Origin of the sequence: Microcoleus sp. Pol12B5 (genome assembly GCF_036701335.1) — a bacterium.
Taxonomy (GTDB): domain Bacteria; phylum Cyanobacteriota; class Cyanobacteriia; order Cyanobacteriales; family Microcoleaceae; genus Microcoleus.
This window is the reverse complement of record NZ_JAUBQQ010000098.1, coordinates 1-16,161: the sequence shown is the minus strand read 5'-3', so window position 1 is coordinate 16,161 and position 16,161 is coordinate 1. Positions and strand designations below refer to the sequence as shown.

General features: G+C 47.4%; 15 protein-coding genes. 4 read left to right on the top strand and 11 right to left on the bottom strand.

What is annotated here, in order from left to right:
- Positions 1 to 128: 128 nt before the first annotated feature.
- The 3 genes from QUA24_RS25195 to QUA24_RS25185 all read right to left on the bottom strand — a co-directional run bounded on the left by QUA24_RS25195 (position 129) and on the right by QUA24_RS25185 (position 1,787).
- Positions 129 to 779 (bottom strand): nucleoside triphosphate pyrophosphatase, encoded by a 651-nt coding sequence (locus QUA24_RS25195; protein ID WP_333232981.1) that lies wholly within the window; start codon positions 777 to 779, stop codon positions 129 to 131.
- A 112-nt stretch (positions 780 to 891) separates the two neighbouring features.
- Positions 892 to 1,431, bottom strand: coding sequence for a photosystem II reaction center PsbP (psbP, locus tag QUA24_RS25190; protein ID WP_333057481.1), 540 nt, complete (start codon positions 1,429 to 1,431; stop codon positions 892 to 894).
- 143 nt (positions 1,432 to 1,574) lie between these two features.
- Complete coding sequence (locus QUA24_RS25185) at positions 1,575 to 1,787, bottom strand: high light inducible protein (RefSeq protein ID WP_333084124.1); 213 nt, start codon at positions 1,785 to 1,787, stop codon at positions 1,575 to 1,577.
- 326 nt (positions 1,788 to 2,113) lie between these two features.
- Here QUA24_RS25185 and QUA24_RS25180 point away from each other — a divergent pair, with 326 nt between their 5' ends.
- Positions 2,114 to 2,725 carry a hypothetical protein gene (locus QUA24_RS25180; RefSeq protein ID WP_333232979.1) on the top strand — a complete coding sequence of 204 codons (612 nt, stop codon included), beginning with the start codon at positions 2,114 to 2,116 and terminating at the stop codon, positions 2,723 to 2,725.
- 249 nt (positions 2,726 to 2,974) lie between these two features.
- Here QUA24_RS25180 and larB read toward each other — a convergent pair whose 3' ends face one another.
- The 6 genes from larB to trmD form a co-directional block, all read right to left on the bottom strand.
- Positions 2,975 to 3,781, bottom strand: a complete 807-nt coding sequence (larB, locus tag QUA24_RS25175; RefSeq protein ID WP_333232977.1) for a nickel pincer cofactor biosynthesis protein LarB — start codon at positions 3,779 to 3,781, stop codon at positions 2,975 to 2,977.
- 186 nt (positions 3,782 to 3,967) lie between these two features.
- Positions 3,968 to 5,728, bottom strand: a complete 1,761-nt coding sequence (locus QUA24_RS25170) for an ABC transporter substrate-binding protein (protein WP_333232975.1) — start codon at positions 5,726 to 5,728, stop codon at positions 3,968 to 3,970.
- Positions 5,729 to 5,768: 40 nt separating this feature from the next.
- On the bottom strand, positions 5,769 to 6,341 hold the full coding sequence (locus QUA24_RS25165; RefSeq protein WP_333232973.1) for a PIN domain-containing protein: 573 nt from the start codon (positions 6,339 to 6,341) through the stop codon (positions 5,769 to 5,771).
- A gap of 7 nt (positions 6,342 to 6,348) precedes the next feature.
- Entirely contained in the window at positions 6,349 to 6,867 is a 519-nt protein-coding gene (locus QUA24_RS25160; protein ID WP_333232971.1) for a hypothetical protein, read from the bottom strand.
- A 62-nt stretch (positions 6,868 to 6,929) separates the two neighbouring features.
- Positions 6,930 to 7,409, bottom strand: a complete 480-nt coding sequence (gene ispF, locus QUA24_RS25155; RefSeq protein ID WP_333232983.1) for a 2-C-methyl-D-erythritol 2,4-cyclodiphosphate synthase — start codon at positions 7,407 to 7,409, stop codon at positions 6,930 to 6,932.
- A gap of 384 nt (positions 7,410 to 7,793) precedes the next feature.
- Positions 7,794 to 8,489: a tRNA (guanosine(37)-N1)-methyltransferase TrmD gene (gene trmD, locus QUA24_RS25150; RefSeq protein WP_333232969.1), complete on the bottom strand. Its 696-nt coding sequence runs from the start codon at positions 8,487 to 8,489 to the stop codon at positions 7,794 to 7,796.
- A gap of 108 nt (positions 8,490 to 8,597) precedes the next feature.
- On the opposite strand from trmD, the gene QUA24_RS25145 reads away from it, so the two are divergent.
- The 3 genes from QUA24_RS25145 to cphA all read left to right on the top strand — a co-directional run bounded on the left by QUA24_RS25145 (position 8,598) and on the right by cphA (position 12,771).
- Positions 8,598 to 8,756 (top strand): hypothetical protein, encoded by a 159-nt coding sequence (locus QUA24_RS25145; RefSeq protein ID WP_333084108.1) that lies wholly within the window; start codon positions 8,598 to 8,600, stop codon positions 8,754 to 8,756.
- Positions 8,757 to 8,821: 65 nt separating this feature from the next.
- Positions 8,822 to 9,715: a cyanophycinase gene (locus QUA24_RS25140; RefSeq protein WP_333084106.1), complete on the top strand. Its 894-nt coding sequence runs from the start codon at positions 8,822 to 8,824 to the stop codon at positions 9,713 to 9,715.
- Positions 9,716 to 10,050: 335 nt separating this feature from the next.
- A complete protein-coding gene (gene cphA, locus QUA24_RS25135) occupies positions 10,051 to 12,771 on the top strand; it encodes a cyanophycin synthetase (protein WP_333232967.1) in 2,721 nt (906 codons plus the stop codon).
- A 133-nt stretch (positions 12,772 to 12,904) separates the two neighbouring features.
- Here cphA and QUA24_RS25130 read toward each other — a convergent pair whose 3' ends face one another.
- Complete coding sequence (locus tag QUA24_RS25130) at positions 12,905 to 14,272, bottom strand: tetratricopeptide repeat protein (RefSeq protein WP_333232965.1); 1,368 nt, start codon at positions 14,270 to 14,272, stop codon at positions 12,905 to 12,907.
- A gap of 232 nt (positions 14,273 to 14,504) precedes the next feature.
- A complete protein-coding gene (gene cbiE, locus QUA24_RS25125; protein WP_333232963.1) occupies positions 14,505 to 15,773 on the bottom strand; it encodes a precorrin-6y C5,15-methyltransferase (decarboxylating) subunit CbiE in 1,269 nt (422 codons plus the stop codon).
- Positions 15,774 to 16,161: the final 388 nt, after the last annotated feature.

The window sequence follows — 16,161 nt, the reverse complement described above, 5'->3', positions numbered from 1 at the left end:
GGGTAGCATTGTTGTCATCTCACTTATTTGACTCATTGTCAAGTACAATTTATACCAAATTAGATGAGCTTACCCTGGCATATCAGCGAGGCTCTGCCTCCTGATTCCTGATATAAATTCAACAATATTTAAGACTGCCAGAAATCTGCCACATCATATCCCATTTCGGTGAGCATTTGCCGCAGCAGAGGTAAGCTCAAACCAATCACATTTGTGTGGCATCCTTCGATTTGTTCTACAAACAAACCGCCTTTACCTTCGAGTGCAAAACAGCCTGCACAGGCGAGGGGCTCTCCGGTAGCGACGTAAGCCGCTATTTGGCGTGAGGTAACTTCCGCAAAATGAACTTTTGTAACTTGACAGCGAATGATCGATCGCGACCTGGCATGATCAAAGTCATCGAATCTAGTATCAATTAAAGCATGACCCGTATAGAGTTCGCCCACCTTACCGCGCATTTTCTGCCAGCGCGAGATTGCTTCTTCCTCATCCTTGGGTTTGCCGTGAATTTCGCCATCTATGAGCAAAATTGAATCGCATCCCAACACCAAACAAGATTTGGGATTGGGGATTTGCGGGTGAGAATTAGCCAGTAAAAACTTAGCTACAGCCTCAGCTTTTCCCTCTGCTAAAACCTGCACTAAATTAGTGGCATCTTTCATTTGTATTTGCCCTTCATCAAACTCGCTGGGGCAAATCACAGCTTGAATGCCGGCATTTTCTAGGAGGCGGCGGCGCGCTGGAGAAGCTGAAGCTAATACAAAAGTTGGAATTTTCATAATAAGTTAAGAAGGAAGAATGAAGAAGGAAGAATGAAGAAGGAAGAAAAAGAAACTATTCCCCATCCCCAACGCCCATGCCCCATTCCTCATTCCCAATTACTTTTTAAACCTAATAAACAGAGAAAGATTTAACAACTTTCTCAAAAGCTTCTTTTACTTTGGGCCAGCGTTCTTCGGTAGTGGAAACGTTAAGCGTAAAAAGTTTGCCGCGGCTGACGGCTACACTCGCTAAGTTGTGGCGTTCTTGGTTTGGCAACTTAACGGCATATTCTAAAATGTAATAGTTTTTCGATCGCGATTCACGAGCTTCTGCATTGACTAATTCAGCTTCGCGGCCGGAATCAGCCGGGGCGATCGCACTTTTGCTGAGCTTGTATCCCACATCTGTCGGCGATCCCAAATCCGCGAGAGTTTTGTCCTTCGCGACTGGACTGATTACCACGCTGACGTTCTCGGTTTGCTGAATCAAATCGCGGAACACCACATCGGGCCCGTTAGAAACCGCGATCGGCAGCCAGCCGTTAGGATAGAGAAATTGATAGCCATCGCCAGTATCAACGTAGCTTTTGAGTCCGGTGACTTTAGACACACAACCGGTCAAGGTGAGGCTTAGAACAACCAGAAGTATTGCCGCAATTCGTTTGAGCATTCTTTTTACGGGTAGGGTAAAACAAAAATATTTAATTTTAATTGTCTCACCAAACTTTGATCCTAAAAATAGTTAAGCTATGGATCGCTGTTTGTGTACCGCCCGCGATCCATAGCCATATAGTTTAATTGTTAACAAAGTCATTAAAGCTGAGTCAGCCAGCTAATCAGCCCGTGCTTGGTCGAAACTTCTAAAGCCAAGAGAGAAACAAAGCCAATCATGGCAAGGCGGCCGTTTAAGCGTTCTGCGTAGGGGGTAAAGCCGGTGCGGGGTTCGTCATCGATGTATACTGTCGGCTCGATCGCAAAATTGTTCATTTTGCCTTGGTCGTCCAGCATTAAGCCTCTGTTACTCATCTTTTTTTTCCTAAATGGTTTTTAGTGTACTGTAAATAAATGTAACAGACTTGTGAAGATATGTAAAGGATTGTGAGAAATTTTTTTTAAAGACCTCGCTCTGACACCAGTAAATAAAAAAAACGCAACTGTAGGCAAGCTCTAAACCTTTATATAGTCAGTCTTTCCCCTATCTAAAATCTAAAATCTAAAATCTAAAATGGTATGACTGTGGGTAGACTCTGGGCCCCGGAGGGGGGAGGATAGAGTGGAGAGGCACAAAAGTCGATGGTGTATGGCAAATCCAGTCTGGGTTTGACGAAAATTGTGGAACGGAGGAAAAATTTATGCGGGCCAGTCTGGAAATGCGGTGGTTTTATAGCGGTGCACTGCCAAAATCAATCAATCAATGGTTTGGAAGCGAGAGTCTCGGCGGGTATCTTTCGCCTCCTGAAGAGCGGGAAGACATATATTTGCTAGTACCAAGCTGCGACTACTTGGGAGTGAAGCTGCGTGGGAAAACCTTGGAGGTAAAGTGGCGTCAGGGAGAGTTGGGGACGATGCAGTTCGGCAACCGCTGGGAAGGCAAAGCCGAAAAGTGGCTGAAGTGGGTTTGTGCGGACACGATGGCGCCGATACCGGCGGATATTTTGGCGACAGGAAAGTGGGTGGCAGTCAAGAAAAAGCGAGCGCAGCGTCTTTATCAAGTATCGACCCCTGGTTCCCTGATGTCTGTACCTGTGGAAGCCCCAATTCCCCAAGGTTGCACCGTGGAACTTACTCAGTTGAACATTAACGGCAGCGCGTGGTGGACTTTGGGATTTGAAGCGTTTGGTAGCGAAAGTTGTTTGACAGAAAGCCTGCAAACAGTAGCTACTTGGACTAGCAAGAGTTATCAGGCGCAAAAGTTAAAAGCTGAGGATTCTTCTGCTTATCCGATTTGGCTAGGCAGCAAGTAATATCCAACGCCGCTTTAATAATACCTCCTGTATTTTTTAGTCCTCCTCTGCAGAGACGAGAAGCAAGTGTAGACGCGGTTTCAACCGCCGAGTCTGGCAGTCCTGGAGGCAACTGACATATATAGTAAGGTGCTCTACTATCGGAAATCTTCAATAATCTTTCAAAAACGGAGTCTGACGCACCTTAAAAATAGATCGATTGTCCTGTGACAGTTAGCCTTAGTCTGATCTAATCGAGGGGGTTCCTAATTATTCCCCCTCTCTCCCATTCTCCCCCTCTTTGATGATTTTCCCCACTCTGCCAGCACTTCTGAGAATTTGACAAGCCAAAATCGCCGCCCCAAATCCATTATCAATATTCACCACACCCACACCAGCCGCACAAGAATTAAGCATAGTTAAAAGAGGAGCAATCCCGCCAAAACTCGCCCCGTAACCTACACTAGTCGGCACAGCAATCACAGGACAATCTGCCAAACCCGCAACCACACTCGCCAAAGCACCTTCCATACCCGCTACTGCAATCAACACATCAGCATCAGCAATTACGTGCCGGTTGCTCAGCAAGCGGTGAATGCCGGCAACTCCGACATCCCACAAACGTCGCACCTGAAAACCGCAAAGTTCCGCAGTAACTGCCGCCTCTTCCGCTACAGGCAAATCCGCCGTTCCCGCACTGATAATAGTCACAGTACCCGGATGCTGCAGACTTGGGGAATTGGGAGAAATTGCACAAATTCGAGCCTTTTGGTAGTAGCACAAATCGGGTATTTTTTGTTGCAATTGCTCGAAAACTTCTGGTTCGATTCGCGTCGCCATCACCGCAGAATTTCGCCCGCGCATCGCCTCGATAATCTCAACAATTTGGTCTGGCGTTTTCCCTGGGCCCCAAATTACTTCAGGAAAACCCGTTCTTAAAGTGCGGTGGTGGTCAATTTTGGCAAAATCGCCGACTTGTTCAAAGTCAAAATGCTTTAATTTATCCAAAGCTGCGATCGGGCTAATATCACCGGCCGCCACAGATTCGAGTAACTTCTGTAAAATTTCAGGTTCCATTAATTAATGACTGACTAATGACTGCTAACTGCTGACTGCTGATTAACGATCCGCCCAAAAACGGATACACACCCCCGACTTCTGTCGCAATCGACCCCAAATTTTAGACTAAGGTTCAAGTTCTCAGATTCATCTTTAAAGTAAATCCAATCTAAAATCTAAAATCTAAAATCTAAAATCGACTGACTATTCTGCTATTTTCAACTCGTACAAATTCCAGAAAGCACCGCCGAGGGCACTGTAGCGAATTCCCGAAACGCGATCGCGCACCGCCTCAAAAGTCAGCGGATTTACCATATAAACAAAAGGAACTTGTTCCGCTATAATCCGCTGCGTTTCTCCATAAAGCTCCTTGCGCTTCGCCTCATCAAGCTCCTGGGAAGCCTTCACATAAAGGTCATCGATTTTCTGCTCCCAGTCGTACACTTCCCAACCTTTAATCGGGGGTTCTCCGGATTGCGGACCCTGGTTGAAACTGTGCAAAGTGCCCTTGACTGACCAAATATTGTAGCCGCTGTGCGGTTCAGTACCTCCCGTAAAACCGCCGAGGTAAGTATCCCAATTCCGCGTCAATCGCAGCTTTTCCACATAAGTGTTAAAACTCAGGAACTGCATATCAATTTGCATCCCCAGTTTGCCCAAGTCTTGCTTAATTTGCGTTGCCATTTGTTCCCGAACTTTTTTACCGGCAGCCATCAACAAAGTAAATCGTACCTTGTTACCTTCAGCATCCAACAATTCGCCGTTACTATTATACTTAAAACCAGCGCTTAACAGTAACTCTTTGGCTTTTTGTTGATCGTAACTGTAAGTTTTCAATCCCTGTTCTGGGGACAGGTAAAACGGGCTTTGCGCCGGAATTGGGGAATGCAGCGGCGCGCCAAGTCCGCGATAGATATTGTTAGTCATCGCCTCGCGGTTGATGCCATAGGCGATCGCCTGCCGAAATTCCTTACTCGCGAACCAGCGAGACTTAACCGGGTCTACAAACGGCTGATTTTGAGCATTGCGCCCCTTATTCAGATTGAAACACATAAAAACGCTACCAGTATCCGGCCCGCCGTTGAAGACCGTATATTGGCCACGTTTTTCCTCCCGTTTCAGCAGCGGAAACACTTCCGGCTCCACGTTCAGAGTATCCAAATCGCCCGATCGAAAATTCAGCAGTTGATTGTCAGTATTTTCGATAATTTGCCAAACAATTTGCTGGATGTAAGGCTGGACATTTCCCTCAGCATCTTTGCGCCAAAAATACGGATTTCGTTCCAAAACAACGCGCTGATTGGGAGTATAGCTCAGCATTCGGTATTGACCATTCCCCACAATTTTTTTAGGGTCAGTATCCGTGCCCCAAGTACTCAAGAATTTAGGTTTGCCGTCTGCATCTGTATTATCGATAGATTCCTGTAAAATATGAGCTGGTAAAATTGGGATTCCCCCAGCATATCTAATAAAAGGAGCAAAGGGTTCTGCAACGGAAAATTCTACGCGGCGACTGTCGAGTTTTTTGACTTTTGGAAATTCGCCACTGATGCCAACCCTCAGAATATCTTTCAAACCGCTAGGAATTTTGTCATTGAAATAAATCTTTTCATAGCTGAAGATAATGTCATCAGTAGTCAGAGGTTGGCCGTCCGACCATTTCAATCCCTCTCGCAGGGCGAAGACAATCTTTTTGCCATCTTTAGAAACTTCCCAGGACTCGGCTAAACCGGGTTCTAACTCGGATGTCAAGCCGTTTTCGTTGATCAATCCCTCGTACATATAGCCAAAAACGCTGTATGCAGATTGATTTAGCGGGTAGTTAAAGGTGGCTGGGCCGCTGGGGGTGGGAACGATCAGTCTGTTTACTAAGTTCGATCGGGCTGGAGTGCACGCAGACAGAGTTATAGTGGCAATTGCCGCCAGTAAAATCGCCAGCCAGCGCAGTCTTGAATGTAGCATCATAGAAATTTTCATAATTTTTTAGTTTACCACCTGCGTGCAACTATGACTGAGATTGTAACCAACCGAGAAAGTCTTCAGTGCGCGAAAAATACTTGGTTATCCCGGCTTCTCGCAAAGCATCTTGAACTTCCGATACACTAAATTCTTTTGTATTATTGCTCAAAAATACCTTGACTTCATTAGCGTGTAAGTGTGCGTGATTCAAGATGCAGTGGAGAATCAAATTGTCTGTCGGGTCTTCTTCAATAAAAACTGTATTCAAGCTTTCTCGCAGTGTATCTGCTGTTAGTTCCATCATCTCCACATTGTCAGCCAACGATTCAAGAGCCTCAAAAAGACGTACTTTAATAGTATTGAGCAATCCTGCATTTTCATTCAAAGACTCTTCTACATGGAATAAAAGAGACTTAGCATAAGGCGAAGTAAGATCGCGCTTTAGCTGGCTAATTTGTTTTTTCTGTTCATCTGCAAAACGGTTGCGGCGCTTGATCTCGTCTTCTAAAGCCGAGAGAGCTTCCATGCAGCAAATAGCAGGTATGGCAATGCGGACTGATGTTGGTACACTCAGTAACAAGTTATTGGCATCAGGATCGCGTCCTGTAGCAATACTCATCAAAAAGTTAGTTTCTATATATAAAATCGCCACCAATTTTTACCTCTAACTTTGTTGTTCCACCTGCTAGCAACGGCAGCAAACCGATTGCTGCTATCTGTTCCGATGCTGGTGGAATCTCAGACTTCCAATTGTAAGCTAAGTCACGCAACCATGCTTCAATCAGCCTAGTTAGGTATGGCTCAAATATCCGCTGATCGCCTAATTTTGAGTCATAATAGTGAAGGATGTCAGCCGTTTTTAACGATAAAACAGCTTCAGACAAAACAGTGCCGTCCCATTTAAAAACGATTATATTTTCGAGAGTGACAATCATAGCATAAGGAATTACCACATTTTTTTCGGAGAGTTTTGAGAGGTAATGTTTTATTTGTTTGAGCGCGCGAACGGTAATCGTCTGTTTTGCTGCCTTTTCTTTAGCTTGATTAATTTTGACCTCGATCAGCGCGACTATGCGATCGTCCTTATCCAAGGCGATAATATCGGCCTTTATAGGTAATTCTACTTCCAAGGTTTCAGTTTGCATGGTTTCAGCCTTCCTAGCGTATAAGTTTAAGTAAATTCAACTTCTACTATCAAACCACTTTTTTAATTTTTGGATACTAAAACTACAGCATAGGCTGCAATTCCTTCTTCTCTCCCCACGGGTCCTAACTTTTCGTTTGTAGTAGCTTTGATGCCGATTTGGTCAGGTTTTAATTGTAGGACAGTAGAAAGCCGATCGCGCATTTGCTCAATATGCGGTTTCAGCTTTGGACGTTCCGCCACCACCACCGAATCAATATTGCCGATTTCCCAGCCTTTATCTAATATTAACTGATTGACTTGTGCCAGCAATACGAGACTATCAGCACCTTTCCATTTCGGGTCAGTTGGAGGGAAATACAGCCCGATATCTCCTAAGCTCAGAGCTCCAAGCATGGCATCCATGATAGCGTGGGTAAGTACGTCTGCGTCGCTGTGTCCTAATAAGCCTAATTCGTGGGGAATGTGCACGCCACCGAGGATGAGGGGGCGTTCTGGAACTAAGCAGTGAATGTCGTAGCCATTGCCGATGCGGATGTTCATGTAAAATTGAGGTTTGGGAAGTATAGTAGAGGACAATTATTTCATATTTTCAGGGAGATAAGTGAATTTATCTTTTAATGCCGATCCGAGTGTTAAAGATTTTTTTTGGCTGCTTTCCTCAGCAGTTATGGCAATCCTAAAGCTGTTGGAGGGGGGAGAGAACCGTTAATGCTGGAAACGCTAGAAAATTCTTGCGGACTTCTCGATTGCTCTCCTGAACTCAAAGACTTACAAACGCGAATCCAAAATTTATTAGGCTCTTAAATATACGGGATTTACGCATCAAGACCAAAGAAACCGGGTTTTTTACCGAATCTGTGGACTACAACGAAGTATTACCGCAAAAAACCCGGTTTCTGACCACTCGTGCGATCGCCCTTTCTCCTATTCTTCCCTCTCCTGGAACCACCGATCGTACAAATCCGATCGCCTTTGGCGCGTTCTTTCAATTTGCTGTTGCTTGCGCCAGCGAGCAATTTCTGTGTGATTACCAGACAGCAACACATCGGGCACCTTCAATCCCCGAAAATCCGACGGTCGGGTGTACTGCGGATAATCCAAAAGTCCGTCCTCAAAACTCTCAAACTTTAGGGAATCTTCCTTCGCCACAGTTCCCCGCAGCAATCGCAAAACCCCATTAATCAAAGCCAAAGCCGGAATTTCGCCCCCTGTGAGCACAAAATCCCCCAAAGACACCTCGCGAGTCACCAAATGCAGGACTCGATCGTCCACACCCTCATAATGACCGCAAATCAAGACCAACTGATCGCGATCGACTGCAAACTCCCGAAACATCGACTGCTGCATCGGTTCCCCCTGGGGAGTCAGCAAAATCACCTCCCGCCTCGGCAAAACCGGCAGCGACTCCACCGCAGCAAAAATCGGTTCCGGTTTCATCAGCATCCCCACTCCGCCCCCGTAAGGCTCATCATCGACTCGCTGGTGTTTGTCTGTGGTAAAATCGCGGGGATTGACAAAATTCACCTCAGCAATCTTTTTAGCTAAGGCTTTGCCCATCAGTCCAGACTCTAGGGGAGCCCGGAAAAATTCTGGAAATAGGGTAACAACGTCAAATCGCACAATTATTGGAATTTCATTGATACATCACCTCTAGTTTGACCTTTAGAGGGAGTTCAGTTTTCAGTAATTGCTTTATTCTTTATAATTTCTTATAATTTCTGAAAATTTTTGCAAGTTAAATTCTCTTCCTTTGTCGGCGGGCCCGTTTTGTACAACAATAATCAGTTTTTCATGACAGCGACTGCAAGTAAACTCACCGCCAAACAACTGCGGGATCGCACGATCGGCGATCGAACATCCCTCGCACCAACAAATATTTATTCTTAAAAAGCCCTATTCTACGCACAGCCACGGCAAAATTGAATTTCACATCCAACAGAGGAAGACACACCATGCAGCAGTTGACATCTCAAGCCCTTGAACACAATATTCCCCAGCGCACAAAAACCTCGATTATGGTCATCGGGGGAGCCGAAGACAAAGTTCACGGGCGAGAGATTCTGAACACCTTTTTTTGCCGTGCTGGGGGTGCAAACGCTCGGCTGGCTATCGTTCCGTGCGCTTCGCGAGATCCCGAAGGAATTAGCAACCGCTACCGTACAATATTTGACGAAATGGGCGTTGGCGCCGTCAAAGTAGTGGACATCCGCGAACGCGAACAAGGCGAAAACCCCGTCTGGAAAGATTACTTAGAAGACTGTACGGGCGTATTCATCACAGGCGGCGACCAACTGCGGCTTTGTGGACTGCTGGCGGACACCCCGCTGATGGAGAAAATTCGCAAAGAAACTCTCGAAGGCAAGATTACCCTCGCTGGCACCAGCGCAGGTGCTGCGGTGATGGGATATCACATGATTGCAGGCGGTGGGAGTGGCGCGTCACCGAACCGCTCTTTAGTAGACATGGCAAACGGACTTAACATTATTCCTGAGATCATCGTAGATCAGCATTTTCACAACCGCAACCGCATGGCTCGCTTGCTGTCGGCTGTGGCTTGCCATCCCGATCGCATCGCTATTGGTATTGACGAAGACACCTGCGCCTTGTTTGAGGGAGACGATACTATGAAAATTCTCGGTAAAGGCACTGTGACTATTGTTGATTCTAGGGAAAATTTTTATACCAATGAGTCTATGGTAGGAGCGACAGAACCCTTAAGTCTGTTCAATATGCGCTTGCACGTTCTATGTCACGGAGATTGCTACAATATGCCCCTCGGCAAACCAATGCCATCAGGAGCCTGTTCCGAGTCTGGCTGGCCCCCCGAATGTCGCACAGCCAACTAACGTAGAACATCTCTCGTCATTGATTCGGCAGAAATTAGGCGGCATTCCGGCCGAATCATGGATACAAAAATAAAATAGATTCCGAAGCAGCCACGGTCTGACCCTAGGCCGAACCACAGAAAGTTCTAACTTCGGGCTTTGAGTTTTGGCTAGCCATTGGCCTGTACTTGTTTTTAGCCGATCGCAGGGGCATGAATTTTCAATTGGGTAGCCCATAACTGGAAATTCACTCCCAAACTGTTCGCAGCGAACAGTCGATCGAGCAATCTAGATCGAAATTGAATAAATGCTCCAATTATCTATAAGATTTCGCGCCCCATACCCCTCTAACTGCCATGAAAATACTTAAAATCCAGACTTTACGCGGCCCCAACTACTGGAGCATCCGACGCCAGAAACTCGTCCTGATGCGTCTGGATTTAGAGGAGTGGGCAGATAAAACAACAGCGGAAATTCCTGGCTTCTACGAAGGGTTGATCGCCGCACTTCCGAGTTTGAACGACCATCACTGTTCCCCAGGCCATCAGGGAGGATTCCTGCAAAGGGTCAGAGAAGGCACAATGATGGGACACGTAATCGAACACGTCGCCCTAGAACTTCAGGAAATGGCAGGAATGCCGGTCGGGTTCGGCCGTACCCGCGAGACTGCGACTCCAGGTATTTACCAAGTAGTAATTGAGTATCAAAACGAACAAGCAGGTCGCTATGCAGCGCGGGCGGGCGTGCGACTGTGCCAAAGCATTGCCGAGACAGGCACTTATCCAGCAGCAGAATTAATCCAAGATTTGAGAGACCTGAGAGAGTTTGCTGCGTCGGCGGCACTCGGGCCGAGCACGGAAACACTGATTAAGGAAGCAGAAGCGCGCGGCATTCCTTGGATACCTTTGAGCGCCCGGTTTATGATTCAACTCGGCTACGGGGTTCACCAAAAGCGGATTCAGGCAACTCTGAGCAACCGGACGGGAGTTTTGGGAGTAGAACTTGCCTGTGACAAGGAAGGTACCAAAAATATCCTCGCCAGCGCCGGTGTACCGGTTCCCAGAGGAACGGTGATTCATTATTTGGATGAACTGCGCGGGGCGATCGAAGATGTCGGCGGTTATCCGATCGTCCTCAAACCCCTAGACGGCAACCACGGCCGCGGCATTACGATCGACATCAATTCCTGGGAAGCAGCAGAAGAAGCCTACGACTTAGCCAGCGCCGCATCAAAAACAAAAAGCGTCATTGTCGAGCGCTATTACGTCGGCCGTGACCACAGAGTATTGGTAGTCAACGGGCAAGTCATAGCAGTTGCAGAACGAGTCCCCGCTAACGTCGTGGGTAACGGCAAGTCTACAGTAGAACAGCTTATTGAAGAAGTAAACCGCGACCCGCAGCGAGGAGACGGACACGACAACGTACTCACCCGGATCACGATCGACAAATTGTCCCTGGATTTGCTGCAAAAACAAGGATACGCGATGGACTCCGTAGTGCCCGCCGGCGAAAGAGTATTTTTGCGGGCGACAGCAAACTTGAGTACCGGTGGAATTGCAGTCGATCGCACCGACGAAATCCACCCAGAAAACGTCTGGCTGTTTTCCAGAGTCGCCAAAATTATCGGTTTGGACATCGCCGGGATTGACGTAGTAACTCCTGACATTTCCCAACCCCTGCGCGATGTCAACGGCGTCATCGTCGAAGTCAACGCAGCACCGGGTTTCAGAATGCACGTCGCCCCGAGTCAAGGTTTACCCCGCAACGTCGCCGGCGCAGTCTTCGATATGCTGTTCCCCTCGCCTCAACCCAGCCGGGTGCCGATTTTAGCGGTAACGGGAACCAACGGCAAAACTACAACCACTCGCCTGCTTGCTCATATTGTCAAGCAGACAGGTCAGATTACCGGCTACACGACTACCGACGGCACTTACATCGGCGATTATTTGGTCGAAAGCGGAGACAATACCGGGCCGCAGAGTGCTCAGTTGATTTTGTCTGATCCAACGGTAGAAGTGGCCGTGTTGGAAACGGCTAGAGGCGGAATTTTGCGATCGGGCCTCGGCTTCGATCAGTGCGATGTTGGCGTCGTCTTGAACGTCGCAGCCGATCACTTGGGAATTGGCGACATCGACACCGTGGAACAACTGGCCAAACTCAAAAGCGTCCTCGTCGAGTCGGTAATGCCCAAAGGCTATGCAGTTTTGAATGCAGACGACCCGCTAGTATCACAAATGGCGCAGCGTGTCAAGGCTCAAATTGCATATTTTTCCATGAACCCGGACAACGAACTGGTTGCCAAACATACCGCTGCGGGCGGGCTAGCTGCGATTTACGAAAATGGCTACTTGTCGATCTTAAAAGGCGATTGGACGCTGAGAATTGAGCAGGCTGTGAACGTGCCGCTGACGATGGGCGGGCGCGCGCCGTTTATGATTGCCAATGCTTTAGCAGCTTGTTTAGCAGCTTTTGCCCAAGGAGTGAAAATAGAAGATATTCGATCGGCTTTGTCAACCTTCCAAGCATCCGTCGGTCAAACTCCCGGAAGGATGAATTTGTTTAATTTGGGCAGCTATCACGCTTTACTCGACTACGCCCACAACCCCCACAGCTACAAAGCTTTGGGCAGTTTCGTGCTGAATTGGCCGGGACTGCGAATCGGGGTAGTAGGTGCTCCCGGAGACCGACGAGATGAAGATTTTGTCACGCTGGGTAAACTTTCGGCTGAGATGTTCGATCGTATTATTGTCAAGGAAGATATTGACAGGCGCGGGCGAGAACCCGGTGTTGTGGCCCAGTTAATTTGCCAGGGAATTGCCGAGGCGATTTCTGCAGGAACCGCAAAGAAATCTCAAGTTGAATACGAGTTGATTCTCGACGAAACAACGGCCGTTAACAAGGCTTTAGATGAGGCGGCGGTAGGCAGTTTGGTAGTGATTTTACCTGAAGGTGTCAACAAAGCTTTGAGTTTAATTGAAGCCCGGAAACCGATTAAGGAATCTGTGGAAGTTCAAAATGGTTTAGATCGATCGAAGTCACAGGAAAGTTTAAAACCGACTGTGGTGAATCAAGGCTAAACTCTTAAGTCTCATTTAATTAATAGGTTGGGTTGAACTTTTAGGACACCCAACCTATTTTTATATAAATTCTCAGTTAAATGAGGTACGCCCGGTAATTGGTAATCGAGCGGTGCGTACCTATGATAAATAATTAGACTTCAAGCTCTTTCTGAAGTTCTCTAATTGCATTTTGTGCATCCCTGTATGAATCGGTATTTCCCTGTTGCTGATACAACTCAGAGGCTTTCTGAAAATCATTTATTGCTCCCTGTATATCTCGTTGTTGGTTCCGGACAAGAGCCCGATTGTAGTAAGCATCAGCATCGTTAGGATCGAGGCGGATAGCTTCGTTGAAATCGGCTAGTGCACCTTGTTTATCTCCCAGTTCATCGCGGAGCAGAGCCCGATTGAAGTAAGCATAAGTATACTTAGGATTGAGGCGAATAGCTTCGTTGTAGTCGGCGATTGCACCTTGTATATCTCCCTGGTTATAGCGGAAATCACCCCGATTGTAGTAAGCATCAGCATACTTAGGAGCTAGGCGAATAGCTTCGTTGTAGTCGGCAATTGCACCTTGTATATCTCCCTGTTGTAAGCGAATAAAACCGCGATAGTTGTAAGCCTTAGCATCATTAGGATCGAGGCGAATAAACTCGTTAAAATCGGCTATGGCACCCTGTATATCTCCCTCGTCATAGCGGAAATAACCCCGATTTCCGTAAACTTTACCATAGCTAGGATTGAGGCGAATAGCTTCGTTGTAGTCAGCGACCGCACCCTGTTTATCTCCCTGTTGTGAGCGAACAAAACCGCGATTGCTGTAAGCTTCAGGATGGTTAGGAGCGAGGCGAATAGCTTGGTTGTAGTCGGTGATTGCACCCTGTATATCTCCCTGTTGCGCTCGCACAAAACCGCGATAGTTGTAAGCCTTAGCCTCGTTAGGATTGAGGCGAATAGCTTCGTTGTAATCGGTTAGTGCACCCTGTAAATCTCCCTGGTCATAGCGGACAATACCCCGATTGTAGTAAAAATCCGCATCGTTAGGTTCGAGGCGAATAGCTTCGTTGTAATCGGTTAGTGCACCCTGTAAATCTCCCTGGTCATAGCGAACAATACCCCGATTGTAGTAAGCATCAGCATAGCTAGGATTGAGGCGAATAGCTTCGTTGCAATCGGTTAGTGCACCCTGTAAATCTCCCTGGTCATAGCGGACAACACCCCGATTTCTGTAGGCTTCAGCATAGTTAGGTTCGAGGCGAATAGCTTCGTTGTAATCGGCGAGCGCACCCTCTATATCTCCCTGTTGTGAGCGGACAGCACCCCGACCGTTGTACGCTTCAGCATCGTTAGGATTGAGGCGAATAGCTTCATTGAAATCGATTTCTCCTGACGGATTGCACTCATTTCTGTCAATTTCTTCCACTTGTTGTGCTGACAACTGCGCGACAGCAAATTCAGGTTGGACGCTCGCAATTGTGGCCGCGATTAGCGCTGCTGACAGTCGGTAATAAAAACTCATTTTTTAACGTCTCATGAAATTTGAGATTTGAGTTTTGAACTCTTAGATTTTAGAGTTGAGATTTTAGAGGGTTCCCTCTGAATATTTTACTTTAATCGGACTCAAGCCAAGTATCATACTCAAATCATCTCGTAGGCTGCGTCAGGCGGAGTGAGAAAGCGATTATTATTAAGGGTTGAGGCATCTGACGCACATTACTCTATTTTAGGTGGCTCCCTCGGAATATTTTACTTTAGCTTTTAACTGCCGCCCACTGAGTTACGGGTGCAAGCGGCTTCCAACCCTGAAAAGAGCCGATCGCCCCTACTTGCTGAATCCCAATTCTAATTAGTTCCCCGCCATAACGATCGTGCCATTGCAAAACTTTAAACTCGCTCTCAACTGTCACCGCATTAACAACTAATCGGCCGGCTTCACCTAAAGCATTCCAGCAAGTTTCCAGCAAACCTTCTGCAGTGACACCGCCGCCGATGAAAATAGCATTCGGTTGAGGCAAATTTCTCAGGGCTTCCGGCGCTTCTCCCGCAACGATTTCGAGTTCGGGAACGCCGAAAGTAGAGGCATTTTCGGCGATGTATTGCAGTCGAGTTGGATGGCGTTCGATCGCGATCGCCCTGCACCGAGGATGACTCCGCATCCATTCGATCGCGATCGAGCCGCAGCCCGCACCCACATCCCAAAGCAACTCTCCGGGAATCGGTGCTAACGTTGACAGAGTAACGGCTCTAACCTCCCGCTTGGTAAGTTGTCCGTCGTGGCGATATGCAGTATCCGGCAAACCCGCAGTTCGGGGGAAAATCACACGATCGCGATCAACTGCAACTGCGATCGCGATCGTGTTCAAATCCGCCAAATCCGATTCATTCCAGGCTGCTGCTACCCCCTCGATCCGCCGTTCCGAGTTCCCTCCCATCCGCTCGAACACGGTCATCAAACTGCTGCCAAACCCCCGCTGAGTCAACAATTGTGCTACCTTTCCCGGCGTGTGTCTGTCAGCGCTCAACACCAGCAAGCGCGCGCCGGGGGACAAAGCAAGGGCGATGGATGCGATCGGGCGATTTGTCAAACTGAAAGTCTCAACTTCGGCCAGCGGCCAACCCAAACGGGCGCAAGCAAGACTAAAAGCCGATGCCGCCGGAATCACAGTCATTTCCTCCATGGGAATCTGGCGCGAAAGTGTTACCCCAATTCCGTGACACATCGGATCGCCGCTGGCGAGCACGCAGACAGACTGTCCCCGGCGGCGGATGATTTGATCGACTGTTGTTTGTAGCGGCGAAGCCCAAAGCAATTGTTCGCGGGTGTCGTCGGTTGGTAGCATGGCTAGGTGACGGGCGCCACCAACAACGATTTGAGATCGAGAGAGGAGGGTAAAGGCGATCGCACTCAATCCCGAAAGTCCGTCTTCGCCCATCCCCACCACGGAAAGCCATTTGTGCATTGAATCCTTACCGCTAATCTTGTTTCCGGCTGCATCGGAATGCTCAAACTCAATAGTCATCACTCATTAGTTATTAGTTATTAGTTATTAATCACATTATTTCCGCTAGAACAACCCGAATAAAATTGATTTAGAGTGAGGAATTCATTCCTCATAAAAGTCTGTGGGACTGAATTATTGACTACAAAATTTATAACTGACATCTTACACAATTTTCAATAATAGGCATCTTGCCTGTTCCACAAAGAGTATATTTCTTCTTGTGTGGTGGGCATCCTGCCCGCCCGTGAAACGGTTATTAATAATGGTACAAGATTTGAGTTATAACGGTTATTTTACCAGACCAGATATCCTAATAAAGTCTCTAAATATTTTCCCCAAACAAAAAGCGCCCCTATTACTAGGAGCGCTTTTTGTTAATCTCAGACTAAAACTTAGCCATTGATAG